The sequence below is a fragment of the Proteiniphilum saccharofermentans genome, assembly GCF_900095135.1.
GTDB lineage: Bacteria > Bacteroidota > Bacteroidia > Bacteroidales > Dysgonomonadaceae > Proteiniphilum > Proteiniphilum saccharofermentans.
Window position 1 is genome coordinate 427,447 of sequence record NZ_LT605205.1, and the last position, 25,210, is coordinate 452,656.

Annotated in this window: 18 protein-coding genes; 1 reads left to right on the forward strand and 17 read right to left on the reverse strand. The window is 40.3% G+C overall.

Annotated features, from left to right (window positions below; translation table 11 throughout):
• The 8 genes from PSM36_RS01600 to PSM36_RS01635 all read right to left on the reverse strand — a co-directional run bounded on the left by PSM36_RS01600 (position 1) and on the right by PSM36_RS01635 (position 13,091).
• Positions 1-3,159, reverse strand: coding sequence for a SusC/RagA family TonB-linked outer membrane protein (locus PSM36_RS01600; RefSeq protein WP_083711122.1), 3,159 nt, complete (start codon positions 3,157-3,159; stop codon positions 1-3).
• A gap of 92 nt (positions 3,160-3,251) precedes the next feature.
• A complete protein-coding gene (locus PSM36_RS01605) occupies positions 3,252-5,474 on the reverse strand; it encodes an alpha/beta hydrolase family protein (RefSeq protein ID WP_161947537.1) in 2,223 nt (740 codons plus the stop codon).
• Positions 5,475-6,093: 619 nt separating this feature from the next.
• Positions 6,094-7,326, reverse strand: coding sequence for a M20 metallopeptidase family protein (locus PSM36_RS01610; RefSeq protein WP_232001497.1), 1,233 nt, complete (start codon positions 7,324-7,326; stop codon positions 6,094-6,096).
• A complete protein-coding gene (locus PSM36_RS01615; protein WP_076928499.1) occupies positions 7,272-8,339 on the reverse strand; it encodes a dihydrodipicolinate synthase family protein in 1,068 nt (355 codons plus the stop codon). Before PSM36_RS01615 ends, PSM36_RS01610 begins: the two co-directional genes overlap by 55 nt.
• 12 nt (positions 8,340-8,351) lie before the next feature.
• The gene (locus PSM36_RS01620) at positions 8,352-9,374 is read right to left on the reverse strand and encodes an NAD-dependent epimerase/dehydratase family protein (protein ID WP_076928500.1); all 1,023 of its coding nucleotides are present in this window, start codon (positions 9,372-9,374) and stop codon (positions 8,352-8,354) included.
• A gap of 6 nt (positions 9,375-9,380) precedes the next feature.
• Entirely contained in the window at positions 9,381-10,598 is a 1,218-nt protein-coding gene (locus tag PSM36_RS01625; RefSeq protein WP_076931978.1) for an Nramp family divalent metal transporter, read from the reverse strand.
• A 5-nt stretch (positions 10,599-10,603) separates the two neighbouring features.
• Positions 10,604-11,896, reverse strand: coding sequence for an acetylxylan esterase (locus PSM36_RS01630; RefSeq protein WP_076928501.1), 1,293 nt, complete (start codon positions 11,894-11,896; stop codon positions 10,604-10,606).
• 61 nt (positions 11,897-11,957) lie between these two features.
• Positions 11,958-13,091: an alpha/beta hydrolase family protein gene (locus PSM36_RS01635; RefSeq protein ID WP_139298009.1), complete on the reverse strand. Its 1,134-nt coding sequence runs from the start codon at positions 13,089-13,091 to the stop codon at positions 11,958-11,960.
• Between the two features lie 334 nt (positions 13,092-13,425).
• On the opposite strand from PSM36_RS01635, the gene PSM36_RS17850 reads away from it, so the two are divergent.
• Positions 13,426-13,560: a hypothetical protein gene (locus PSM36_RS17850; protein ID WP_394333042.1), complete on the forward strand. Its 135-nt coding sequence runs from the start codon at positions 13,426-13,428 to the stop codon at positions 13,558-13,560.
• 295 nt (positions 13,561-13,855) lie between these two features.
• On the opposite strand, the gene PSM36_RS01650 is transcribed toward PSM36_RS17850, so the two are convergent.
• The 9 genes from PSM36_RS01650 to PSM36_RS01690 all read right to left on the reverse strand — a co-directional run bounded on the left by PSM36_RS01650 (position 13,856) and on the right by PSM36_RS01690 (position 25,078).
• A complete protein-coding gene (locus PSM36_RS01650; RefSeq protein ID WP_076928503.1) occupies positions 13,856-15,190 on the reverse strand; it encodes a Gfo/Idh/MocA family protein in 1,335 nt (444 codons plus the stop codon).
• Between the two features lie 5 nt (positions 15,191-15,195).
• Positions 15,196-16,023, reverse strand: coding sequence for an FAD:protein FMN transferase (locus PSM36_RS01655; RefSeq protein ID WP_394333043.1), 828 nt, complete (start codon positions 16,021-16,023; stop codon positions 15,196-15,198).
• Entirely contained in the window at positions 16,004-17,413 is a 1,410-nt protein-coding gene (locus tag PSM36_RS01660) for a putative oxidoreductase C-terminal domain-containing protein (RefSeq protein WP_076928504.1), read from the reverse strand. Before PSM36_RS01660 ends, PSM36_RS01655 begins: the two co-directional genes overlap by 20 nt.
• Before the next feature lie 9 nt (positions 17,414-17,422).
• Positions 17,423-18,421, reverse strand: coding sequence for a Gfo/Idh/MocA family protein (locus tag PSM36_RS01665; protein WP_076928505.1), 999 nt, complete (start codon positions 18,419-18,421; stop codon positions 17,423-17,425).
• Positions 18,422-18,479: 58 nt separating this feature from the next.
• Positions 18,480-19,268 (reverse strand): glucosamine-6-phosphate deaminase, encoded by a 789-nt coding sequence (locus PSM36_RS01670; protein WP_076928506.1) that lies wholly within the window; start codon positions 19,266-19,268, stop codon positions 18,480-18,482.
• Positions 19,249-20,439, reverse strand: a complete 1,191-nt coding sequence (nagA, locus tag PSM36_RS01675; RefSeq protein WP_076928507.1) for an N-acetylglucosamine-6-phosphate deacetylase — start codon at positions 20,437-20,439, stop codon at positions 19,249-19,251. The genes PSM36_RS01670 and nagA overlap by 20 nt, the downstream gene beginning before the upstream one ends.
• A 97-nt stretch (positions 20,440-20,536) precedes the next feature.
• Complete coding sequence (locus PSM36_RS01680) at positions 20,537-21,883, reverse strand: MFS transporter (protein ID WP_076928508.1); 1,347 nt, start codon at positions 21,881-21,883, stop codon at positions 20,537-20,539.
• A 117-nt stretch (positions 21,884-22,000) separates the two neighbouring features.
• Complete coding sequence (locus tag PSM36_RS01685) at positions 22,001-23,164, reverse strand: XylR family transcriptional regulator (protein ID WP_076928509.1); 1,164 nt, start codon at positions 23,162-23,164, stop codon at positions 22,001-22,003.
• A gap of 348 nt (positions 23,165-23,512) precedes the next feature.
• Positions 23,513-25,078 (reverse strand): FAD-dependent oxidoreductase, encoded by a 1,566-nt coding sequence (locus tag PSM36_RS01690; protein WP_232001498.1) that lies wholly within the window; start codon positions 25,076-25,078, stop codon positions 23,513-23,515.
• Positions 25,079-25,210: the final 132 nt, after the last annotated feature.

Sequence of the window (25,210 nt, forward strand, 5' to 3'; positions counted from 1 at the left end):
TTAGAATGTTAAATTAATCCCTACGGAGAAAACTCTCGAAATAGGATAAATACGCCCTGCCTGATACCCATCATTTACGGGGTCGGATGCGATCGTTGTTTCCGGATCAAAATTGTCAGGCAGCTTGGTGAGAGTTAAGAGATTCTCTCCGGATAGATAAATTCTTGCCCTTTGTAAAAATACTTTCTCCGAGATATGGGTTGGGAGTGTGTATCCGATTTGCAAACTCTTCAACCGAAGATAGGCTGCATTCAAGAGATATCTTGTCTGTACTTGCCTGTTTTTATTGGTTTGTGCTGAAAAATAGGGCTTTGCAAAATAGGCGTTTGTATTGGGACCTAATATATTAGTTTCGTCTGCCGGTCGCCAATAATCCATAGTCCATGAATTTTCATAAAGTCCGGAACTACCGGTAGCTGTTAACATACCCCAAAAAACTTGCATAGTGTTAGGTGGAAAATAATCTTGTTTTCCTATCCCTTGCCAGAACATGTTGAAGTCAAAATCTTTCCAGTTAAATCCTCCGGATATACTATAATTATAACGTGGTGTAGTGTTGCCAATCCGGGATAGATCGCCATAATCATTCAGGGTTCTGGTACCGTCATCAATTTTTCCATCACCATTCAAATCTTTATATTTGATATCACCAGGCCCCCATGTTGCATAGAACTTAGATTGGTTGGGTATTTCTTCTCCCTCTTCCTGTATAATGCCGTCGGTGGTATATCCCCAAATCTCACCTACCATTTTACCCGGGTACCAAGTGTCGATCAATTCTTTTTCATTGAAATATTTTAGAATTTTTGCTCTACTATCCCCTAAACTCACTTTTACATCGTATGAGAAATCGGATGAAATACGATCTCTCCAGGAAAGTATCAGTTCGAATCCTTTATTGGAGAGTTCGGCATTGTTTTTTTGAGGTGTACTAACTCCTAATTGGTATGGTAGTTGTTCGGTGGGTCCCAACATATTGCTTGTTACCCTATCGTACAATTCGAATGTCAGTTGCAATCGATTGTTCAAAAATCCGGCATCCACTCCAATATTGGTAGTAGTTATGGTTTCCCATGTTAGGTCACTGCTAATTAATCCGGGGGGATTTGCATATTGGGGTCTCTCTCCGTCGATGATCCAACTCAATTCAGTTCCTACGCCGATTGTGGATAAGTATGAGTAAAGACCAACATTCTGATTGCCGAGTGAACCGTATGAAGCTCTTATCTTGAGATTATTAACTGCGCTGTATATGGGTTCCCAGAATTCTTCATTGGAGATGACATAACCTACAGAGGCAGACGGGAAGAATCCCCATCTGGTATCCGGTGAGAACCGAGAAGACCCGTTGTACCTTGCACTTGCTTCCAGCAGGTATTTTTCTTTGTAGTTGTAATTAATACGACCAAAAACGCCCTGAGTCGCCCAATGATTCATACCATCTGTAACTGTTTTGTTTCCAAGCGCTGTTTTTAGAGAGGGAACTTCATCTGTGATCAGGCCCGTCCCTGATGCAGTTATTGATGTATTTTTCCTCTCCTCTTGCTCATATCCCAATAATCCCTTAAAATAATGATTGTCCCACGTAGCTTCATATGATGTGATGGCATTCACTAAAGAATAATTAGCCTGTGAATAACCTACTCCCCAACTGGATTCCGGTTTGCCGACATTACCGAACTGGCCGGTTCCCAATTCCACCATCACCGGTTTTGGATGTGAGAATGACCGTGTGTTAATCGCGTTATAGTTATAGGAGAAACTGGTAACCCAACCCTTGATAGGCTCTAGATCAGCACCAAGGTTTACAAAAAAGTCTCCTGTTTCCCATTTATCCCTGCCAGAATCCTGCTGCCATCTAACGAGCGGACTTTGTATCGTTCCATTGATATTATACATTGGCATCATAGGGGCAAAGGTGAGCATTTCTCCAATCATATGCTCTCTCCCCACAGTGGTTTGTCCGACTGGATAATCCGACATCCCTTTGGCGTATTTAACCCCTGTCCTGACATTTAACCAGTCTGTTACTTGCGAATTTAAATTAGAAAGGAAATTGAATCTTTTATAATTATCATATCCATACCGGTAAATGCCATCCTGATCGACTAATCCACCGGATAGGTAATAATTTGTCCTTTCGCTACCTCCCGATATATTGACATGGTGTTTCTGATTGAATGAGTGATCAGCAAGTAAAACCTTTGGCCAGTTATAATTGGCATTTCCATTTCGTCGTCCGGCCCAAATGTTATCTATAGGATTTTCCGGGTCATACTCATAGGGAAAGGTGCCGTTCATGTAACCTTTTATCCGTTCCATTTGTTCGTCACTATATACCGGGGTTAGCCCTGCATTTGCATTTGCCTGGTTATAAGCTGTAGCCCATGTCAATGCATCCACAAAACTTGAAAAACGTACGGGGGTATTCATACCCAGGTTATTGCTGTATTCCACGTTAACCCGACCTTGCTTTCCTTTCTTAGTTGTAATAAGCACAACGCCAAATGGCGCTCTTGATCCATAAATAGCTGAAGCAGATGCATCTTTTAATACGGAGATACTTTCTATGGATTCAGGGTCGATGTTGTTGATATTGACTTCTACTCCATCCACCAGAATTAATGGAGCTGCGTTTGCATTAATTGAACCTAACCCTCTAATATTCCATGTGGATGTAGCACCCGGTTCCCCACCACGCATGCCCATGGAGATATTTAAGTTAGGAGAAGCACCTTTAATCAAATCACTTACAAGTACACCCGACCTGTTTTGGATTTCACTTCCTGAAATTGCGTCTACCGAACCAGTCAGAGTTACTTTCTTTTGTGTACCGTAACCCACGACTACAACTTCATCCAACTGGCTGGAGGACTCAGCCATGGTAATGTCCATATTTACTCTTCCGGCAATTGAGACTTCCATGGTTTCATATCCGATATAAGTCAGTTTCAATGTCGCATTTCTATCCGAAACAGTTAGGTCGAACCTACCCTCAATATCGGTAACAGTCCCGTTTAAGGTTCCATTCTCTATAACATTTACCCCAATCAAGGGTTCTCCATTTGTGTCTGAAACTTTTCCCCGGACAGTAAAATCCTGAGAATAGGTATTCAGCGACACCAACGATACTAGTAAGAAAAAGAAAAATCTTTTCATACACTCTTTCTTTGATAAAAAAACTTTGTCCATGTGATAAAGATTTAAAAATGTATAATTCTTTTTTATTTAATATGCTACTATTCTGGTAATTAAATTTTTTTGATTTTTTTTGGCCACTTAAGATGCTCCTGCAAAAAAGGAATAGTTTTTACTCCATTGATAATATGTCCTCCCTCATGTAGATCAATATCCGTGAAGTCTCCTTTTCCTTGTTCATCGTAAAATTTATGGATTTTGGCATATTCGTGCTCAACCCATCCGGGAGGCGCTATGCCGTCCTTTTTCCCGTGTTCCACCATAAATGGTCGAGGAAATATAAGCCTATTAGCCATTTCTGCATCTTCAAGAGTATGTCCCCTGTTCCACATGGGCATTTCGGAATCAACATGAAAAACAAAACTTGTGGGAAAGTAAACCGATGATTTCTTTCTGGCACTTTCGTTAAAATAGGCGCAATTGATACTCAATGCATATTCCGGCATCATGGATGCAATGAGGGATGCAGCCTGCCCCCCGATACTTTTTCCGTAGATAGCTATTCTATCCGGGTCAATAAATGGTAATGTCTGGAACCATCGTACTAATTGTTGGTGTTGCCTGCCTACAGTTGACCAAAGCGTGTTTTTAGAGGGTTTAGCTATCCTGTCGATCCATCTGAAACGAGTCTCACCCGTCCAGTTGCCGAAAGGGGTGAAAACCACAAATCCCATATCGGCCAATCGGCGCCCGATACCGTAATAGGTATTATTTTCGGTAAGTGCAGTATAAGGATTTCCACCCCTGCCATGTTGCATTACCACTACCGGTCGTTTTTCATTTTGTTTTATACTTTTAGGAATAAGAAGAATCCCCCACATCTCTATATTGGGTAAAACATCCAATATTACTTCATAACATACATATCCCGGTTGATCTTCAATTTGCCTGGTTCTAGGATTAATAGGTAAGAAATCCTGATAAGTCCATCCCACCATCTCTTCTTTAAAGAATGTGCGTAGTTGTTCCTGATCATTATTTTTCCACTCTTGCACAAATTCATCCCTGACATATTCACTATCTCTAAGCAGAAGTTGTGTATGTCCGACCATTTGTTCCACCATACGCCCCATCCGCGCGGTGAAATCAAAATTTGTACGGAGATCATCTGGAATTTCATCTGAAAGAGGACGGGGATTCTCATTCCCCATTAAATGTATCAATGTATTTATCGCTTTTTGTGATCCGAAAGGCAAAGTTTGGTCTAAATCATTTTTTAACAATACACGTTTTCCTATATTCCCTGTCAATGAAAAAATGCGATGAAACTCTGATTCTACTTCTATGAAAGTATGTGTCCATAACTCACCGGGAGGTTCAATCTTATTTCCATTATTTTTATTTCCATCGTAAAATGGTACCTGGCTGTATTCGATAATGAGCGAACGTGGAGCAATAAGACTGGCTATTTCCGCATCTCCAAATTCTTTTAATAGTCCCCATACATTCCGATAAATAGGCTCTTTCCAAATCTCTTCTCTTGGAGCGAAATAACCACTTACAAGAGTAGCCTCCACACGGGTATCGAGTGCTGAGGTGTAGAAAGCCAAAAGCCCTCCTTCCCCGTAACCGGCGATTCCTATTTTTTGATCTTTACCTCTTTGTTGGTCAAACCAGTCAATCAGCGCCTCCATTTTCTGTATCTCGTAACCGGTAACAGTTCGTCCCATTTCATGTGTTTGAGCATAGAGCCAGGATCGGGAGGATCTGTCGGTTCCTCGCGACCATCGATTCGATCGGTCAATGACAACGGGAATTGCCACCGTATATCCATTTTCTACTAAACGACGGGCGAATTGTGAGTGATAATCGATACCCTCTTTTGTCCCGATAAGCGCTTCCGGTTCCTGATTTGCATCGGGAATTGCAATTACAAAACCTTTAGATTTCTCCTTGGGTTCCAGTAAAAGTCCTTCTCCAAAAATTTTCTTTGGAACATCCAAAGCCGGCCAATCTTGTAAGGCCGGGCGGGGAATTATTTCTTTTAATACAGTCCAATAGACCTCACTGACGGTATATTTAACAGTTTCTGCCACTTTATTTGTTCTGGTCATAGATACCGGTTCTCGTTTATCTATTGCCCCAAGAATATTTCTGAAGTTTTTACGGTTTAACTCAATGGAGGTACTATATGCTTCTTCAGTTGAAAGGTCTCTATTCCAATATCGTTCCCTTTGAGATTTGAGATACTTTAATCGTTTCTCGTGAAATAATCGGACACCATCGATAATCTTCTCCCATTCCACCTTATTTTCCATCAGATATGTGGAGGGCATTTGATCAGCTGAATAATATTCAGTGTTGAATATCCCAGGTTTAGGGAGTATTCCGAGTGTCAAGTCATTTATTTTGTCTGAGATACGGTAACTGAGTCGTTTAAAATGTTCTTTCTCGACAGTTAATGCTATTTCCGGGGAGTCAAGACTCTTGATTATGTATTGATTGGAGTCGATTTCTTTGACTGTAATCTTTAATTTTGAACCGGGGGGAATGTTTAGTGTAAAAACGCCATTTTTACCGGTAAATGTAGTTATTCCTATCTCTTCTAAAGTAACCTTTGCTCCATAGATGGGCTTACCGTCTAAGCCGTTTTGAACTTTACCGGTTATTTTAATCGAAGCACTTGTACTATTACAAATGACGAAAAATATGAATAAAAGAGAAAAAGTTAATCTATGGAAGGTCATTTTTTTGAGGGTATTTATGAAAAAAATATTATCATTTTTTGTATTTCATATTATATTTTATATTGACAGGGCAAATTCCCTTATTTCTTTAATTTTTCCTTTGGAAAGGATCCACTAAAGCTTATAAGCCGATGGTATTCGGTTGCAAATTTGGATAAATTAATAATGCCTAAAGGTTGAGTTCCCGCAGTTAAATTCTCAAAAAACGTTATTCTGTAAGATTAAGATATCGAAAAGTCAGATAGCTCATCAATCCCATACCTGTTTCTATGCATTCTTCATTGATTTCCATTGTAGGTGTATGCAATGAAGGATTTGTCCTGCCATAATACCCCGTACCCAATAGATAAAAACAGGAACTGAAATTCTGGGCATAATAGGCGAAATCTTCCGATGCCATCCAGATATCTGTTTCAATGATATTAGTGTCACCAATGTATTCTCTCATATAGGAATGAATCTTGTCTGTTAAGGTTTCACAGTTATGGAGACAGGGGTAACCTCTTTTAATGTCTATATCGCATTCGCAACCTAATCCGCCGGCTACCGATTTTGAAACCTCTATAATTTTTTTATGTGCTTCTTCACGCCAGTGCTCATCCATGGTACGAAAAGTTCCCTCTATGAAAACAACATCAGGTATTATATTGGTTGAACCGTTTGCCTCTATTTTCCCAAATGATAGTACACTCGGAGTTTTTGGATTATTAGACCTGCTGACAATCTGTTGTAGTGTGACGATTATTGTTGATGCTGCCACAACAGGATCATTATTGTTATGTGGTTCGGCGCCGTGACCTCCTTTTCCTTTTACCTTTATTCTGATTTCATCCATAGAGGCCATGAACCTCCCTTTCCGGATCCCTACTTTCCCACTTTCAATCGAAGGCATTATATGTTGTCCCAGGATTACGTCGACTTTAGGGTTTAGCAGCACCCCCTCTTGTAGAATTTTAATTGCGCCGCCCGGTAATATCTCTTCGGCAGGTTGAAAGACCAACTTTACAGTTCCATTGATCTTCTTCTCTAATCTTTTGAGTATATGTGCTACACCGAGTAAAGATGCAACATGCAGATCATGTCCGCAAGCGTGCATCACTCCATGGTTGATCGATTTAAAAGTGAGGTTCGTCTCTTCCTGAATGGGAAGAGCATCCATGTCAGCCCGGAGGGCTATCGTCTTATCTGTTTTATTGCCTTGTAGTGTGGCTATTACTCCCGTGTTAGCAGCCGGCATCCAGGGGATTCCCCATTCATCGAGCGATTTCTTTATAAAGGCTGAAGTATTGAATTCCTTAAAAGAAAGTTCCGGATGTTGATGCAGGTGTCTTCTCTTGGCAAGAATATCATCCCTGATCTCAGAGGCGATTGCTTTTATCTCATCTTTTAGTGGCATCTGTCGTTGGCTATAAATTCCTTCACATAATTGTCGTCTGTCCATTTTTCATATTGGGAGATAACCCTTCCGATCTCGTCTGCTTGCCCTTCCGATAATTTTTCTTTGGGACTCAAGCACCATATCCCTTTCAATAATCCCTGCCTTCTCAGGACTTCATGGATTCCTGCGATGGAACCTTTGAAATTGTTGACTACATCAAAAATGGCAGCATTCATATCGGTAACTTCAACGGCTATTTTCAGTATCTCATCATAATCCAGGGTGTTGTTTTGTAGTCCGTCCTTTATATGGTGAAACAGTTCGACCGATTTCTTTGTCCAGACAGCATAATGTCCCAATAATCCGCCGACAAATCTTTTTTCAACCAACCGGTCTCCTGTATGGATCCTATAGGGAGTAATTAGATCCAACACGATATTATCATCATTGCCGGTGTAAAGGGAAATCTCTTTGTTCCTTCTGGAATTGCAGATTGCCCGTACTACCTCCAAAGTGTGATACCTGTTGAAAGGAGCGGTCTTAATAGCGTAGACATTATCTATATCACAAAATTCTTTCCAAAACGAATAGCTGAATATTCTTCCTCCCACAGAGGGTTGCAGGTAAAACCCGAATACGGGGATCTCTTGCGCGACAGCTTTGGTCCGCTCGATAAGTTCTTTTTCTGAAAGAGAACTTAACCCACCCATGCTAAGCAGCCCCAGATCGTACCCGAGATTTTTTGCAATACGGGCTTCCTTTACCGCTTGTGGCGTTGGTCCACAAATACCTGCCACTTTTATAAATGAGGTATCCGGATTTACTTTTTTGATCTCATCGGCTGTAATTTCCAGCACTTTCTCATAATAATCATATTCGGGATCCCTGATCTCGAACTGGGTAGTATGGACACCAATCGCTATCCCGTCGACACCGCAAGAGATATAATAGCGTGTCAACCTGCGTTGCATCTCTTCATCAATAGTTAAATCTTCGTGCAAGGCGAGAGGATGTGCAGGTATGCATCCGCCTCCTCTTAATCGTTCCAGGGCTTTTGGATTTATTGTAACGTTCATCTGATTATCAGTTTAAAATTTTCCTTCTCTTTCTTGAAAATGAGTTGGTTTTTCTTTTATTTTTCCTCCTTCGATAACCCAATGGCTGATCAGTTCGATCATTTGTTTCAAACTGATATTGGGATATCCGAAAAGATTGAAACACTCGGCGGCATTGCTTAACAAAGCGTTTGATTCTTCGATGCCGATAAATTTCGGTGTTTTATTGAAAGCTTTCCCGAATTCTCCGGCAATCCATCTTACCGATATTGTTTCGGGTCCCGTAACGTTTAACATCTTGGCCGGTACAGCACAATGGAGAAGTGACCTGATGGCAATTTCATTGGCATCTCCCTGCCAGATTACATTGACATTCCCCATCGTTAAATCGATTTCCTTTTCTCCGTAGACCGACCTCGCAATTTCCAACAATACACCATATGAAACATCATTGGCATAATTTAGCCTGTATATTAAGATGGGAGTATTGTTTTTCTTTGAAAAATATTGAAAAATCCTTTCCCTTCCCAGGCAGGACTGGGCATACTCTCCTATGGGAGAAGCCGGCATATCCTCAGTCATTCCTCCCGATGTGACAGGAGACAGGGGATAGACGTTTCCCGAAGAGAATACCACAATATTGGATTGTTTGAATTTTTGGGCCACCATCCCCGGCAGGAATGTGTTCATTGCCCATGTGTAGGATTCATTCCCGGTTGTACCGAACTTATGGCCGGCCAGATATATTACGTTGGGAGTTTCCGGCAGCTTTTTGAGATCATCTTCATTCAGCAAGTCTGCCTTAATGGTTGTAATGCCGTAATTGTTCAAGTCGTTCCATACGCCAGGATCAGAAAACCTTGATGCGGCAATGACCTGTTTCTGAATTTTCGTTTCGTTGATAGCATCCTTGGCCAGTTTAGCCAGTGCGGGTCCCATCTTACCACCAGCCCCCAGAATAAGTATATCACCATCAATTTTAACGATATCGTTCAATAATTGAGAAGATGGGCGCAAATATTTTTGTAATATAGACTCTTTGTCAAATGGTTTCATAGTTTTCTATTTTAAAAATATGTCGATAAAATTAAATATGGCTAGTACTATTATAATGCATAGGCCAATAAATCCCGATATTCTCAGGAAAGTCTCTATCTTATTTTCTTTCATTACTTTCCTGTCGTTTGCAATCAGGAACATGGCAATTCCGATCACGGGGACTATAAAAATGGTGATACTCTGCGCAAAAACGATCAGTTCCAATGGTGCGCTACCAAAAAGAAGTGCAATAATAGCACCAACAATCATCACAAGGGCTATCAGTAATCTGGTTTTATTGGAACCGAAACTGCTTCCAAAGGCCAGCGCATCACTCATTAAAGTGCCGCCAATGGTGGCATTGCCGACTATTGAAGAAAATCCTGCGGCAAACAGCCCAATTAAAAATACGGCAGAAGCGGCTTCTCCAAAGGCGGGACGCAGTGCCAGGGACATATCTGTTGCGGTTTTTACCTCGATCCCCAAGGGTTGGAGAATTGCAGCTGCGCAAATCATTAGGATCGTACTCAACACTCCCAGGACAATTATTCCTGTCAGGCTGCTGTTTCTGGATACTTTTTCATCCGATTTTGTATCTATTTTCTTTCTTTCCTGTACCAGATAGGATGTATAAAAGGCTCCGACAATTGAAAAACAGGATGCCATGAAAGCGATGATTAATCCCATAGATCCGGTCGGAACTTTTGGGATAACAAATCCGGAAATGACTTTACTGATATTCGGGCTTACCTCGAATAGGGTAATCAAGAATGCCAGCAACATCATGCCTATCAGAAATATCATCACCTTTTCCAAAACTTTATAAAAGTTCCGGAAGAAGAGCAATGCTATGCCGACACAATTGAAGAATATAATCCAGATGTTGTTATTTGTATTGGTTAATTCCCCTATGGCTATTCCTACACCTACAGAGTTTCCGGTTTGGAATGAAGTACATACTAGAAAAATTCCTATTCCTACTACGGCCGCAAACTTTCTCCCCCATTTTTCACCTATCACTGTGAGTAAAGACTTATCAGTAGCCAGACCTATACGTTCCGCAATGATAGTATATACTGCCATGAAAAATATGGCAATAAGGATGATCCATAGCAAATCGTAACCAAAGTTTGCCCCTATTTTCGAAGTAATGGTCAATTTACTGGGGCCGAATACCAGGGCACCGACAATTAAGCCCGGACCGATAGTATGTATCCAATTAAAATGCTTTTTCTTAGTCATATATTTTATTTTTGAAAAGAGTCCAATATCCATTGATTGGTTTTTTCTGTTTGTTCCGGATAGATCCTATGCTGACCTTCTGGTATGATAAAAACATGCTTTGGTGCTTTTATTACATTGTATGCAGAATAAAAGGAAGTCGGAGGGGTTGTTTCATCTTTGAATCCCCAGGAATAGAACCCTGGAACAGTTATATTTCTTGCAAAATTGACTACATCATAATAAGGTAGAGTGTTTAGGACATCTTCAGTTTTATAGTTTTTGATATTTTCCTGATTAAAAAAATGAGGCCACCCACCAGCACGACCATGTAAATAACCTGTAAAGTCACACATTGCGGGACATAATGCAACAAGCATATTTATTCTTTTATCAAGGGATGTGGTAATAATGGATAAAGCCCCTCCCTGACTTGATCCCCAGGAGGCTAAGTTTTTCCCGTCGAATTGAGGTAACGAAAAGATCACATCGACCGCTTTTACACATCCAGATATTACTCTTTTAAAATAATAACTATCTCGTCCATATGACCCCCAGAATTTGTAATCGATATAAGGACTGTCTCTCAAGTTGTCATAAAATTCCTTTTTCCATAGTACAGGGAATGGATGGATATATAAGTCGAGAGTAATTATATCTCTGTCTGCAATGGCAAGATTACCACCTAATGGGTGTACTCCTGCACCAGGAAAACGAATAATTGCCGGAAACTTCCCATTCTTTTTGGGTATGGTAAGGATCCCATAAGATCTGTTTTTGTATTCATTGTTTAGATAGCTAACTTGATAAATATTATATGTGTCTGTACATTTATCTTCGATCAGAGTCAATTGAGTGTCTAGCGGTACCTGTCTTACTCTGGAAATTGTTTCTTCCCAAAAATCATGAAAATCCTCGGGACATTCTATTGTAGGAGCAATTTCTGTAGGTTGAAAAGCAGCTGTTGCATACTCCGTCTTTTTGATATTTCCATCTGTAATAGTTACAGTGCACCTTAAGAAACCTGGCATTTCCAACGAGCCGCCATTGATAACGAATTCTTTATTACTAGTATTGAAAGAACCCCTTTCCCATGCGGACATCTTTTCCAAACCAATTTCATAAGATACAGAAAACGGCTTATGGATATCCCCCAGTACAGATACTTTAAAGATCACATTCTCACCGGTATTATAAATCCAATTATCGTGATCAGGAACCACGTTTATTGTTATACTCTCACTATAACAAGTAAGATGAAAGATTGCGAATAAACCAAAAAGAATAATACGAACAAAACCTCCACGTATATTTTCCATATCTTATTTAAATAGTCTTATCAAGTCAATAAGGTGTTTTGCCCTTTGGTCTAAAAGTTTTTTATTTTAAATACCATTCAAAAAAAGAGTATACTATTTCGTTAGACTCTTTATTCGGACTATGTTCCGGTCTATTACTCATGGCTACCCTGTGGCTATAGTTCAAAAGCTTATTTACAGCAATAGTATGATTCAAAGGAACCCAGCGCTCAATAGGATCAGAAGAACCTCCGGATACGAGAAAGGGCCGGGGAGCCATAAGGGCATGCAATTCATGCAAATCATACCCTTCTCTCCGCAACTTCGGGTATAGCCCTTTGGCATTTGTCCCGGTTTTACTCCATGTATTTTCCCATGGTGGCGGATAATAACCCAAATACCAAGGTTCCCAGTAATTGACTCCTGATCCTTTGGTTTCGTCGAAGACGATACCGGGATCGATCCATACGGCAGTGGCAAATTTCTCATACAAGCATGATGCAAACATAGCCCATTTACCTCCATAGGAATGTCCTACTATTCCAATCCTATCTGGATCAACCTCTTCCATCTTTGCAAGTGCTTCCAGAGCATTTGCTGCGGCATAAGCCAATGTTGATAATGGCTGGATAACAGCATTTTCCCTGTCAGGATAATAAATGGAATATGTTTTGTTTTGGGTCGTTTTCGTAGTGCCTATCGATAAAGTGACAAATCCCCTTTTTACCAGTTGGTAGGCAAAATCCCTATGTGGTTTGCCGCCTATTCCTGCGGCTGTTTCAGGTTCATAAAAAACTGTAATTACGGCAGGTTTTTTACCTTTTTTATCCGGCACGAGCAAATATCCTTCTGTTTGTTCATTGGGGGTCCAGTAAAATCTTACACGATGTTGCGTGAAGTCTTCACGCTGTACTGTTTCTACTATTTTGAATTGCTGATCTTCCATGATCGGAGGCCATTCCCCCATCATTTCCATCCATCTGCTGCGGATTTCCTCCCTGCGTTTTTGCCAATCCTGTTTTGTTTTTACTGTATTCCCATTATAGAATATAAGCGGTGAGCGATAATCGCCATATCTATCCTTAAACTCTTCAGGGGGAATGAAGTAGGATTCAAGTATTTTTCTCTCTTTCTTTCTGCATTCTTGTGATGATTGTGCAGAGACATTTTGAATGAAAAATATACAAAGAAGTAAAACAAATGATTTTGAAAACATTTTTTGAGGTATTAATAAGTCCAACTTACCCTTGAATGAAGAGAAGTGAACACTTCTTCATGTACAAAGAAAATTAGAATATAGCTTATAGGAGTTTGTTTTCACGAAATTATTTCCTCAAAAAACGAGAATATTTTTTGAAAGAAGTCAGATTAATGTAGTCACTGGATTTATAAACTGATTTAGAAATAGTGTAAACGGTTATTAGTTGTAGTATATTTAAGACTTAAACGGAGAAAAGTTGTGAATATGAAACAATTAAAAAGAATTATCCTTGATCCGGATATATGTGGGTGGTAAACTCTGTATTAGAGGTTTACGAGTAACCATTGGTATGATTATTTGGATTGCTGGCATCAGGTTATTCTTACGAGACAATCCTCAAAAGTACCCCCAATTGAATGAAGAGGATATACAAGAAGCTTTGTGGCATACCGAAGAATTAGACGCTCCATTTATAACTGCGTGAAAATACTCATTGATATGAATTCATGATTTCTTTACTAACCTAATTATCCCGACAGAAATAAGCCGGAAAAATGCAACAACCAAATAGAGGACGATCGTTATGACAATGACATATCCTATTTGAGTAAACATTTCATGCCACGGTGTTTTATACATAATGATTGCAGCTACGTTAATCAAAAAAGCGGTAGTAAAGCAACTGGAAATAATAATCATTTCTTTTTTTAGCCGCCCGGACGTTATAATTAAATCTTTCATCTGGATACTTCGTTATAATAATTATTGGCAGGACTTCTTTAAGAAAACTTCATATAAGGAATCTTGTACTCTTCCGGGAAAATGATTTGCTTTTGCTCTGCCATCGCCTGATTTCCCAAATGACAAAGCATGGTAGCCAGATATGCTTCTTCCACGATATTTTTCCCTTTTTCACCGGTAATACAAGCCTGGCAAAATGCAGACAAAATTTCATCGGAACCATCTTTTAGCGCACCGATCATGGATAATCCGTCATTCACATGAAACTCGCCTTCAAGAATGCTGTAAGGAATATAATTCCCTTTCGTTTCCGGACGCCAACTCGGGCCGGCTGCCGGTACGGAGGCATATAATTTATTGCCTATCTGCCCGATCAATTGCTCGATACCTGATTTTCTCCCTCCGGGCTCATCTTCCAAATAGTAAATACCGGTGGCAAGGTTCATCGTACCTTTGTTGCCCAGTATCTGGTCTTCCATCCCATTGAATTTATTGGAAATAAGGGATTCGTAATTGATTTTGACTCCATTGGAGTAATGATATACCAGGTTTACACTGTCATATACTTCCCTGCCGTCTTTCCAATATACAATGTCTCCCATTCCTATAACTGATTCAGGTACCATTTGCATAGCCCAGCAACATACCTCCAATTGATGAGATGCCAACTCAGTCATCAACCCGCCAGAATAATCCCGGTATAAACGCCAGTTGATCTGGCGTTCCAGTTCAGGTGAGGGAACAGGTCGTCTCCAGTCGTGATTTCTGAACCAATAACAACGTTCTCCCACGATGTCACCAATTACGCCGGAGTGGATCATCTGCATACCCTTTATATACTTCTTGTCGAACATACGCTGCATACAGAAATAAAGGACTTTATCCGTTTTTTGATATGTATCGTAAATTGCTTTGCATTCCTCCATGGTCAATGCCATTGCCTTTTCACAATATACATGTTTACCGGCGTCCAGTGCATCCAATGTTATGGGAGCATGCAGATAAAGCGGGGTAGATATAATAACTCCGTCGATGTCCGGAGATTCCAGTATTTTTTTGTAATCAGTATATGTTTTTGCGTTAGGACAAAGGCCGGAAGCTTCTTTCAGATTCGGCGGATATATATCACATAGGGCTACAATTTCGGCATGTGGTAAAGCCATTACGGCATGCATATTATACATCCCCCTGGATCCCGTTCCGATAAACCCTATCCTTGCTTTCTCTTTCTTTATTTCTTTGGCCTTGTCCGGGGTAAACGACTGCAGCCAGGGTGTAGTTGCCAGGAGTGTGGCTCCTCCTGAAATATAACCTAAGTCTTTGATAAATTGTCGCAGGCTTATGTCTACCTGTTTAGGTTTTTTTTTCGACATGATATCTATAAATTATATTCTGCTATATATTGTATTTTAAAACTCTCAGAAATTCGTTTTTTTTCTTCATTGGTGGCAATCATGAAAACTGTACTTAGTACTTCGGCATCTAATGGATTTTCTAACATTACGGCGATCGCCTTATGTTCGTTCACCGGTTTCATTGATCCAGGCCGTGCAATATGTCCTGTATACGAAGGCGTATTCCCTGAGATCGAGAGTGCCATATCCTTTAAAGATATTTCATCCAAAACTACACCTTGGTTATATGGATTTTCAAAACTCACTTTCCATGCATCTCCGTAAGGATGATGTCCAATCCCCATTATGGAGCTATTCCCGAAATCTACAAAGCAATCTTTTACACCGGTCTTATGGATTATACCCTTAATTTTCAGCAATGCATATCCCTTGGCATATCCACCAAAATCCAATGAAATATCTTTTTTCAGAAAGAATACCGTGCACTCTTTTTCATTCAGGAGTACTTTCGAGAAATCGTTTAATGTGATGTCAAACAATCCCATTGTATGTTCATAATACATCTGACAACTTCTTAGGATGGACCACATTTCCCGATCCGGATAAACCGGTGCGTGAATGGCCTCACGATTGATCTTTGAAGTTTCGCTTGCACTGTCAAAGCGATTAAAGAGCTGATCAAGTCGTTGAAGTTCGGAATTTATATAGTTCCAGGCTTCTTGGCATTTCAATCTGTCTTGATCTATAATTAGCAAATCAAAGCGTGTTCCCATTATATTTTTTAATGAGCCATGGAACATCATTGATGAAGCATAATAAATTCCGCCGTTGTCAATTCCTTTCTTTTGCAATTTCTACAGCTTTTGTTGTGATATAATATTTTGCCAATGTATTGGCTCTTTCCCATTCCGGCATATCCCGGTTTACCAGGAAGTTGAAAAAACTTTCTGCAACCTGTTTGAAATGCGATTCATGCCCCTCTCTGTTTACCTCAGGGATATTGATAAGATACTCTCCTTTAGTAGATGTGGGTGAAACAGATACGAAAGGATAAGTTGTCTGGATTTTTTTGATCGCTTTTTTCATGCTGTCGGAAAATTTGTTTTCGTCTAATCCTTCGGGCTTCTGTACGTACAACTGCTTTATAAAATTATGTTCCTTGTCCTGTACCGTTTTCAGAATGGCTTTTGTTCCTTGTACAACCGACCTGAAAGTATCACCGCTACCTTCCGGCGCCTGCCAGTTCCAGATAACTTTTAAGCCTATCGCCCGATTTTTCACATCAAAATTGACCGTACCGTTGGCATAAACCTTCAATATGGAGTTGTCAAGGTATTTTTGCAGATAATCGGGAAAAGAGGTTTCTCCGGTTGATTTTGTAAATTGTGCCAATGTAATTTCGGTGGGCCAGTGGGTGGATGAGATGTTCCCGATATCCCGGATATACTCTATGGATTGATTGGAAAAACATTTCCAGAACAGCAAGTCGATAAGGTGTGTGGTCACATCAGCAATGCCCTCTCCCTGTTGTTCTACATCGTAGTACCATGCCGGACGGATTAGCGGTGCTCCGGATACTTCTTTATAGAAATGATGTACGCTTTCCATATATACAGCAGGATCTTCCGGTGTACCTGTTTGGAGCTCTCCAAAGAAATCTTGATTATTGATGAGTTTCTTCTCTATGATATTCAGCAGATCATAACGCTCGGTCATCATATCATATAATAGCACATTGTGCGCTTCGGCATTGGCATACGCTTCTTGGAGCAAATGGAAATCTTCCCGCTTAATTGCCATGGGTTTATCAGAAAGCACATTTAAACCGGCATCTACGGCACTGAGAATATATCCTGTCTTCTCTTTGTTGTTACCGGCAAGTATAACTACATTCCCTTTCTTGTCAGTCACCATTTTATTCAGGAAATCGCCACCCGTATAGACAATAGTTTGCCAGTTCGTAGGGTCTTTATCTCTTTGGTTGAACGATTCTATAGCCGAAAGATATTGTTTTAATCCTGCATCTTCTGCAGGTGCATATACAAATACCGAATCGTTTACCTGTGGCATGCTGCTTTTTTGGAGTAGATTAGCATGAAAATGACCGGGGGCAACCACAATTAATTGTATTTCTCCCATTTCCCCTGTGAATATTGTCTCTTCTTTGGTTGCGTTGTTATTTTTTTGCACACAAGATAGTAACATCAAACCTATTGCGACAATTTTAAGATATTGTTTCATTACTGCAAGTTATTTTAATTCCTGAAGTAATTGATGGGCTTCTTTTAAGCCTTTACGATAAGTTTCTTCCATCAGAATAATTTTTCCTCCTTTGCGTTTACTTTCATTAGAAGCTTCCATAAAAGTAAATATCTCCAGAGTTTCTTTTTCTGTTACAGGAGGAATTTCGGTTTTGAAAAATTTCACTATTTCGTCTAAAAGAACCCCGTAGCCTTCAAATCCTCCGGCAGGAGCTGCCCCGTTATCGGTAAAAACAGTACCCCCGTAAACATGCTTTCCGGTACGACGACCTCTGAATGTGCCGATACGGCCATCGTTCCATAAACCGACCACCACATCTGTACCTTCAGCCGACATACGGTTCACCGATACACAACCTGTCCCCAGAATAGTAAATAATCCTTCTATTCCATGAATGCCATACCATCCGAAGTCGGGATGGGTCAATTCTCTTGTTGCGGGTGAATAGGTGTCTGCTCCAAGTATCTTTCCCAATTCTCCGTTGCGTAGTTTTTGATTTTGAGGGGTAAAGCGAACAGCGGAGGAAGAGAAAATAGGAACCTTGTATTCTTTGGACAGTTGGTAAATCGCGATGGCTTGAGCGAGTGTGGCCCCAAGGGGTTTATCTATAAACATGGGCTTCCCGGCCTTGAATACTTCGTAAGCCTGTTCCAGATGGAGATTCCCATCGTTGGTTTCCAGCATTACGCAGTCTACTTTATCCAATAATTCAGCAATGGATGAAACAACCTCCACCCCCATTTCCTTTACTTGCTCTATATAGCCGGGGATTCGATCGTAACTCGATTTGATTGTTTTTGATCCATAGGGATAGGCGGCCACAATCCTGAAATCTTTATATTGCTCCTTTTTATCATTTCCGTTCAATTCTTTAGTGAATGCGATGGCGTGAGAGGTATCCAATCCGATAATTCCTACCTTTATCTGTGCCTGGGCTATCAATAAAAGTCCCGACAAAATAGCTGATAAAATAATTTTTAGTCTCATAATAATTGAATTTTTAGAATCAAGAATCAAGATTCAAGACACAGTATCTATTGTTTTTTTAATTTAAAAGTGATGCACTTGCTTTATCCAGGTAGAGAACAGCATCTTCTTTTGTCCTCAAAATAGTAGCCGGACATTTCTCGCTGATCTCTTCATTTAATGTACGGTAGACCGCCTCAGCCTTGTTTTTAGCCGGTACCATGCAGAACATATATTTAGCTTTCAACAGGGCAGGGATGGTAACTGTAATAGCATGGGTAGGTACTATGTCTATGCTGGAAAACAGATTCTCATTTACTTGCTGTTGCCTGCAAGACATATCCAGTTCTACTGCTTTTACTTGTTTCGGATCATTGAAGTCAGCTACAGGAGGATCGTTGAATGCAATGTGTCCGTTCTCCCCAATCCCGAGACAAACAATATCTACCGGGTACTGATTCAGCAACCCTGCATATCTCTCGCATTCAGCGTAAGGATCTTCGGCCCTGCCGTTTATATAATGGATGCTTTTAAACGGGACTTTGTCGAAAATACGCTCTTTCAGGAAATTTCCGAATCCTTGCGGCGCATCTTTTTCCAATCCTATGTACTCGTCCATATGAAAAGCATTGATCTTTTCCCAGCGGATTTGCTTATCGGCAATCAATTCTTTCATAAAATCACTTTGTGATGGTGCGGCCGCAAAGATCATATTGATCTCCTCTTTTTCTCCGAGTAATTGCCGGATGGTCTCCGATACATTAGCCGCCGCTTCCTTACCCATTTCCTCTCGCGTATGGAAGATTTTTACTTCCAACATTCCTTTAGTGAATGTGATTACATTCGTGTTAATTTCGGTATATGACATTTCCTTCCAAGATTGTGTATGAAACATTAATATTATTATCAAAAATAACAAAATCGGCATCTTTACCCTTCTGAATAGATCCTTTCTGCTGATCTATCTTCATCATGCGGGCCGGGGTTAAGGTTATCATCTTTACCGCTTCCACCAAAGGGACTTCAGCTATGTTTACCATGGTTCTGACTAACCGGTCGGTAGTAGCAACACTTCCTGCAAAAGCTGTACGATCTGGCAGTTTGGCCACACCATCTTCAATGATTACCTTTTGCCCTTTGTCGAGGCTACCCAATATGGATTCTCCATCGGGCATACCTGCTCCCCTCATTGAGTCGGTAACGAGTGCAGTTTTGTCAGGACCTTTGAATTTATATACGAACTGAAGGAGAGATTTGGGCAAATGTACTCCATCGGCAATAATTTCCACATTCATGTTATCGATCAGATAGGCTGCTTCAACAATCCCGGCATACCGGAAAGCATTCCGACGGGTGACGGTCGACATTGCCGAATAGAGATGGGTGATATGGTTGAATCCGGCATTGTAAGCATCCACTACCTCTTCGTAGATGGCATCGCTATGTGCAATAGAAGTAAGTATATTCTTTTCTGCGAGCACTTTCCCGAACTCTAATGCACCGGGCAGTTCCGGTGCGAGACTCCATCGAACGATATCGTCCGATGCTTCCAATATCTTATTGTATTCTTCCGGTTCGGGATTTCTGAGATATTTGGGATCCTGTGCCCCCCGTTGGTTATATGCGAAATAAGGACCTTCAAGATGCAGGCCGAGAAATAGGGCTCCCTTATTGTTCTGTTTTACCGCTTCTTTATAGGTGGCAAAAGTTTTCAGCAGTTCTTCAAACGTACTGGTAAGAGTGGTAGGCAGCAGTGCTGTTGTTCCATGTTTGGCATGCATTTCTGCCGCTCCAAGGTATGCCTCGACGGTTCCATCCATAAAGTCGTGTCCGCCACCACCGTGGGTGTGGATATCGATGAATCCGGACGATACATATTTGTTTTGGGCATCAATGACCATATCTTCGTTACCGAAAACAACTGCTTCCGTGCTTACGATGTCAATTATTTTTCCGTTCTCACATACAATAGCCAGATTCTCTTCTATCCTATCAGGGAAAATGACCTTTCCGTTTTTTATGATGATTCGATTATTCATAGAAACTAAAAACTAAAAGTGAAAAACTAAAAACTAAAGAATTTGGGATGTTTGATTTGGGATTTGGAAAACCTTTTCACCTTTCTATCATTCCACATTATTTTCTCCATGATTTGATTTTGTGTCCACTGGCAGCGTACCAAACAATATAGGCAAAGCAGGGAATCAGGATCCAATAAGCCTGTTTCATTGCCTCAAAGGGAGATAAAGATGCATTTAATTCTACAAAAGCATTATAAACGATGGGCATGATAGCGCTACCGCTTAAAGCCATTACGAGGAATGCGGAACCCAGATTAGTGTATTTTCCTAATCCGTTAATTGCCAACGGCCAGATGCCGGCATATAGCAGGGCATTCGGAAGTCCCATCATCACTAAGTACCAAAGGGAGATATCGGAAGTGATCCCAAGAAACCGTACCGTTCCCGACGTGGTTATCATCATCACAGATAGCAGTAAATTGATAGAGGCACAAATCAGGAGGGCATTCCGTTGCTTCAGATATTTTGGTATAAGCACGATTCCTGAAAAATAACCGATAAAAGTCAGCAACATAGTGTAAGAGGGTATGTTTTGGGCAGGCCCCGCAAGGCTCTCACCCATAGTTCCCGCATATTTAATACTGGTTCCTAATGCGATCATCTGGGTTCCTATATGAAAGAACATGGCAACCACTCCTAATATGAGTGCTGGATATTGTAAGATGGATTTACGTGAATTTTCATCTTGCTCGGATCGCTTATTTACTATTGAGGGATCCAGATCAGGTAAAGGCGAATAACGGACAATTATACCGAAGATAAACAGGGCAATAGCCAAAATGAGGTAGGGTGTCATTACCCCCTTTATTAGGGTATCTAAAGCCGTTTCTAAAGCTTCCCCGGTGTAATTTCCCGCTTCAATATCCCGCATCAGTACTTTGTCGGATTCCCTGATAACGACGGCTGCAAATATCAGATTTGCAATCACTCCTGCCAGTTTGTTGCCGGTTCCTACAATGCTCATCCGTTTGGCGGCGCTTTCTATGGGGCCTACAATAGTTACATAGGGGTTAGCCGCAGACTGGAGAATAGCCAGTCCCACTCCCAACAGGAATAATCCCAACAGGAATATTTGATAGATACGCCAGTAAGCAGCCGGAACAAAAAGCAAAGCTCCTATCGACATACACCATAATCCAAACATCATCCCTTTTTTGTATCCTACCTTATTTAATAAAAAAGAAGAAGGGATTGCCATGATCAAATAGGCAATATAAAAGGCAAATGTCACCAGATAGGACTGGAAATTCGATAATTGAAGAGTTAGCTGGAAATAGGGTATTAAGATGGTGTTTACCCATGATACCAATCCGAAAATAAAAAACAGCAGCGCCAGTATTATCATCGATTTGATGGTAGTGCTTCTGTCTTGTACATGATTGATTTGAGGATTGTTACTCATATTGTTATAAGTTTGAAGAAATAGGAAGTAGGACTTCCTCTTGTACTTAAAGCACAAAATTATTTTTTTATATGGTATAGAAATGCTTTAAAAACGTAATTGTGTTTTCAAATAACGTTATGCGGTGCGGGAATCACTGTATTTCTTACGATATTCGATGGGAGTACAGCCTTTCATCTTTTTAAATATTCTTGCGATATTCTTACAGTCGTTGAACCCTGACTCCAATGCCATGTCGAATAGGGTTCTTTCAGTGGTAACCAATAAATGTGCAAAATAATCGATCCTACAACTTAGGATAAACTGATAAATAGAGGTTCCCATTTCATCTTTGAATTTCACTTCCAGGTTGCGTCGGGATAACGGAACCAGCTCTGTAAGTTCCTCAATATTGATATCGGAGATAAAGTTGTCTTCTATGAAATTTACTATTTGGGAGATGTATTCATTAGTGATATCGTATTTTTCTGTAGATTTCCGAAGCTCAAATCTAGTCGGCCGGATAATGATATTGAAAGGTTCTATAATTTCGCCTTTACTCATCCTATCAATGAGTCTTCCTGCCTCATATCCTCCTTTTTCCACATCTGTAACAATAGAAGAGATAGGCGGGTCGGACAGATTACAAATCAGTTCGTCATTATCTACACCCAATAATGCAATCTCTTCGGGTATTCGGATATTATTGATTTTACAGATTTGGGATACCCTTAATGCGAAATTATCGTCGCAGGCGAATAGTCCCACAGGTTTGGGCAGTGACAAGAGCCATTCGTCGAGTTGTATATGGCTGGTTCCCCATTCCTCTCCGTTCAGATTCTCACTTTCGAAATAGTGATAATTCCCGCCTACTTTTTCTATTTGGGTTCTAAACCCTTCCGCTCTTTCACGTGACCAAACCACCCCTTTATTTCCATAGAATGCAAAATTACGGTAGCGTCTTTTGATGAAAAACTGTGCCGCCATCTCTCCCGTACCAAAATAATCTCCGGTCAGATTGGAGAAATAGTTACTCCGTTCTTTGTAATTCTGAAGTAGGATAGGAATGTTCAATGAAGCCAGCAGATTTGTCCCTTCATGGTCCCATCGTGCCACAATGGCATCGGCTTCCCACTCTTTAGCCCACTCCACAATACCCTCTTTACCATATAGTGTTTTGTAGTAAGAGGGCAATCGGTAAAAAATCCAAGGCCCATGTTCTTTGGAGTATTGGATCAATCCTCTTAGTAGCCGGCGACTGAATTCGCTGGAATAATCAATGAGAATAAGTATCTTTAGCATAACGGTCAGATTTATTACAATTAGTCGTTTCCTCATTTAGTGTAGCGAAAACATTCAAATATCGAAAAACTTCGGATTTATTATTCAAATATAGATATTTTTTTATATATCTAACAATATGGAAAAATAAAAGTATTGAAGACGGTATCTTTTTATTGAAATTAAAAACGTGTTATGCTGCTAATTTGATTATTTACAAAGAAATCCAAAAGTGTCATTCAGGATAGCAATTAAAAGATGACACTTTTGGGTGTGAATGCTTTTTTTCCATTCATACAAGGTATAAACTCTCCATGTTTAATCATGGAGAGTTTATGCGAATGTTATTTCCTGTTTTTCAGAAAGAAATTAATGAACAGGGAGTGTGATAATTTGTTTGTATTTCAGTAATGTTTCTAATAATTTGGGGTAGCTTATATCCTGTATTTTTTTATTCTCATCTATGGCCTGAGAAGCAGCCATGGCTGCTGATTGTCCAAGTATCATAAACACCGGTTCCATGCGAAGTGAACCAAAGGCTATATGTGAAGCACTCAGGCAAACAGGAACCAAAAGGTTTGAACATTCATCCTTTCGGGGTATAATTGAGCGATAACTTACAGGATAGGGAGGATATCCCCTGGCTTCCACATTCCCTTCATTTTGCACAAAACCGTTCACATCCACATATCTTTGCACATGATGGGAATCCATCCCATATCCGGCCATGGCAATAGGATCTTCTGCTACTTCAATACCCTCACAGTTTTTCTGTGTCATTACGTAATCACTAACCATACGCCTTGCTTCCCGGATATACAGCTGGCGTGTCCAGTTGTCCTCATTTTCAGTGTATTCATCTTTGCATACTCCCCATTGAGACACAACATCTCTTACTTTCTGGGGAATGCGTGGGTGATAGGCAAGTGTCCACATTAACCCTTTCTGATAGTTTAGATGTTCTTCAACGATCTTGTCTCGTTCCTCATAACTTGCTTCAGGATAAGCATGATTTTGTCCGATGAAATCTGTTGAAAACCCTTTCTGATTATTTGTATCCGTTTTTCTGTTTGGCATGGGGGTATTGATCCAGGGTACCAAGGGATCACCGTAGGAGTACATCTCTTCTATAGGTCCTTCAGCCGCTTCATAATTTCGAAAAAGTAGTTCATAATTCAACTCATTATAATTTTCAGGCTTTTTGAAAGGAATCCGATTATCAGGATGGTCTGTAAGTGTCATTCTAAAGCAGTAAGCCTGGATTTTATTATCTCCTTCTCCGTCAATACCCGGCGGATCACTAGATATGTATGGGAGTAAGCCACTGTCCGGATTTCCTTTAATAACATACGGATCAACCCTGTTAATGAAATTATGGTGTAATGCATTGTGAGATATTCTATTACCTATTGTCTTGTTGATCTTATCCAATTGTACTCCGTTGAGGGTTTCGCCATACAATTTATTGGATTCTCTTCCTATTATATAACTGACTCCGGCAGAAGCCATGAGATCGCCTTCATATGAAGCATCTATAAACATCTTTCCTTTATAGACCTCACCTGATTCCATTGTAATTTCTGTTATGAAGGTTCCTCCTTTTTTTACACCCCCATTGCGAAGTAAACGTTTGTTGTAAACCAGGTCGATTGACTCGTTCTTTATCATTTCTTTATAGACCTGTAATGCTACAGATGGTTCGAAAGTCCACATGGCATCATCATTTTGATCCCTGTTTCTCGATTCTGAATAGTCTGCTTTATCCTGTCGTGTCCAGTTTTCAGGATTGTCGTAATACTTTTTGATATTTTGATAAAATTCACGAGAAATTCCTCCTATGGCTATTTTACTCCCAATATCAGTAGCTCCCAACCCCCCTGTAGTCAATCCGCCTATTCTGTTTGTTGGTTCAATGAGCAAAACAGTTTTGTTCATTCGTGAGCATTGAATAGCTGCGGAGATCCCGGACGAAGTTCCTCCATAAATAACTACATCATATTTTTTTTGCTTTATATCTCCAAAAGAATTCATTATAATGCAAAAAGTAAAAAAAATCGTTACAATTAT

Excerpts from the sequence above, each read along its gene's own strand:
- PSM36_RS01600 (WP_083711122.1), bottom strand. The coding sequence starts at position 3,159 with ATGAAAAGATTTTTCTTTTTCTTACTAGTATCGTTGGTGTCGCTGAAT.
- PSM36_RS01605 (WP_161947537.1), bottom strand. The coding sequence starts at position 5,474 with ATGCCCTCCACATATCTGATGGAAAATAAGGTGGAATGGGAGAAGATT.
- PSM36_RS01610 (WP_232001497.1), bottom strand. The coding sequence starts at position 7,326 with ATGGACAGACGACAATTATGTGAAGGAATTTATAGCCAACGACAGATG.
- PSM36_RS01615 (WP_076928499.1), bottom strand. The coding sequence starts at position 8,339 with ATGAACGTTACAATAAATCCAAAAGCCCTGGAACGATTAAGAGGAGGC.
- PSM36_RS01620 (WP_076928500.1), bottom strand. The coding sequence starts at position 9,374 with ATGAAACCATTTGACAAAGAGTCTATATTACAAAAATATTTGCGCCCA.
- PSM36_RS01625 (WP_076931978.1), bottom strand. The coding sequence starts at position 10,598 with ATGACTAAGAAAAAGCATTTTAATTGGATACATACTATCGGTCCGGGC.
- PSM36_RS01630 (WP_076928501.1), bottom strand. The coding sequence starts at position 11,896 with ATGGAAAATATACGTGGAGGTTTTGTTCGTATTATTCTTTTTGGTTTA.
- PSM36_RS01635 (WP_139298009.1), bottom strand. The coding sequence starts at position 13,091 with ATGTTTTCAAAATCATTTGTTTTACTTCTTTGTATATTTTTCATTCAA.
- PSM36_RS17850 (WP_394333042.1), top strand. The coding sequence starts at position 13,426 with ATGATTATTTGGATTGCTGGCATCAGGTTATTCTTACGAGACAATCCT.
- PSM36_RS01650 (WP_076928503.1), bottom strand. The coding sequence starts at position 15,190 with ATGTCGAAAAAAAAACCTAAACAGGTAGACATAAGCCTGCGACAATTT.
- PSM36_RS01660 (WP_076928504.1), bottom strand. The coding sequence starts at position 17,413 with ATGAAACAATATCTTAAAATTGTCGCAATAGGTTTGATGTTACTATCT.
- PSM36_RS01665 (WP_076928505.1), bottom strand. The coding sequence starts at position 18,421 with ATGAGACTAAAAATTATTTTATCAGCTATTTTGTCGGGACTTTTATTG.
- PSM36_RS01670 (WP_076928506.1), bottom strand. The coding sequence starts at position 19,268 with ATGTCATATACCGAAATTAACACGAATGTAATCACATTCACTAAAGGA.
- nagA (WP_076928507.1), bottom strand. The coding sequence starts at position 20,439 with ATGAATAATCGAATCATCATAAAAAACGGAAAGGTCATTTTCCCTGAT.
- PSM36_RS01680 (WP_076928508.1), bottom strand. The coding sequence starts at position 21,883 with ATGAGTAACAATCCTCAAATCAATCATGTACAAGACAGAAGCACTACC.
- PSM36_RS01685 (WP_076928509.1), bottom strand. The coding sequence starts at position 23,164 with ATGCTAAAGATACTTATTCTCATTGATTATTCCAGCGAATTCAGTCGC.
- PSM36_RS01690 (WP_232001498.1), bottom strand. The coding sequence starts at position 25,078 with ATGAACAAAACTGTTTTGCTCATTGAACCAACAAACAGAATAGGCGGA.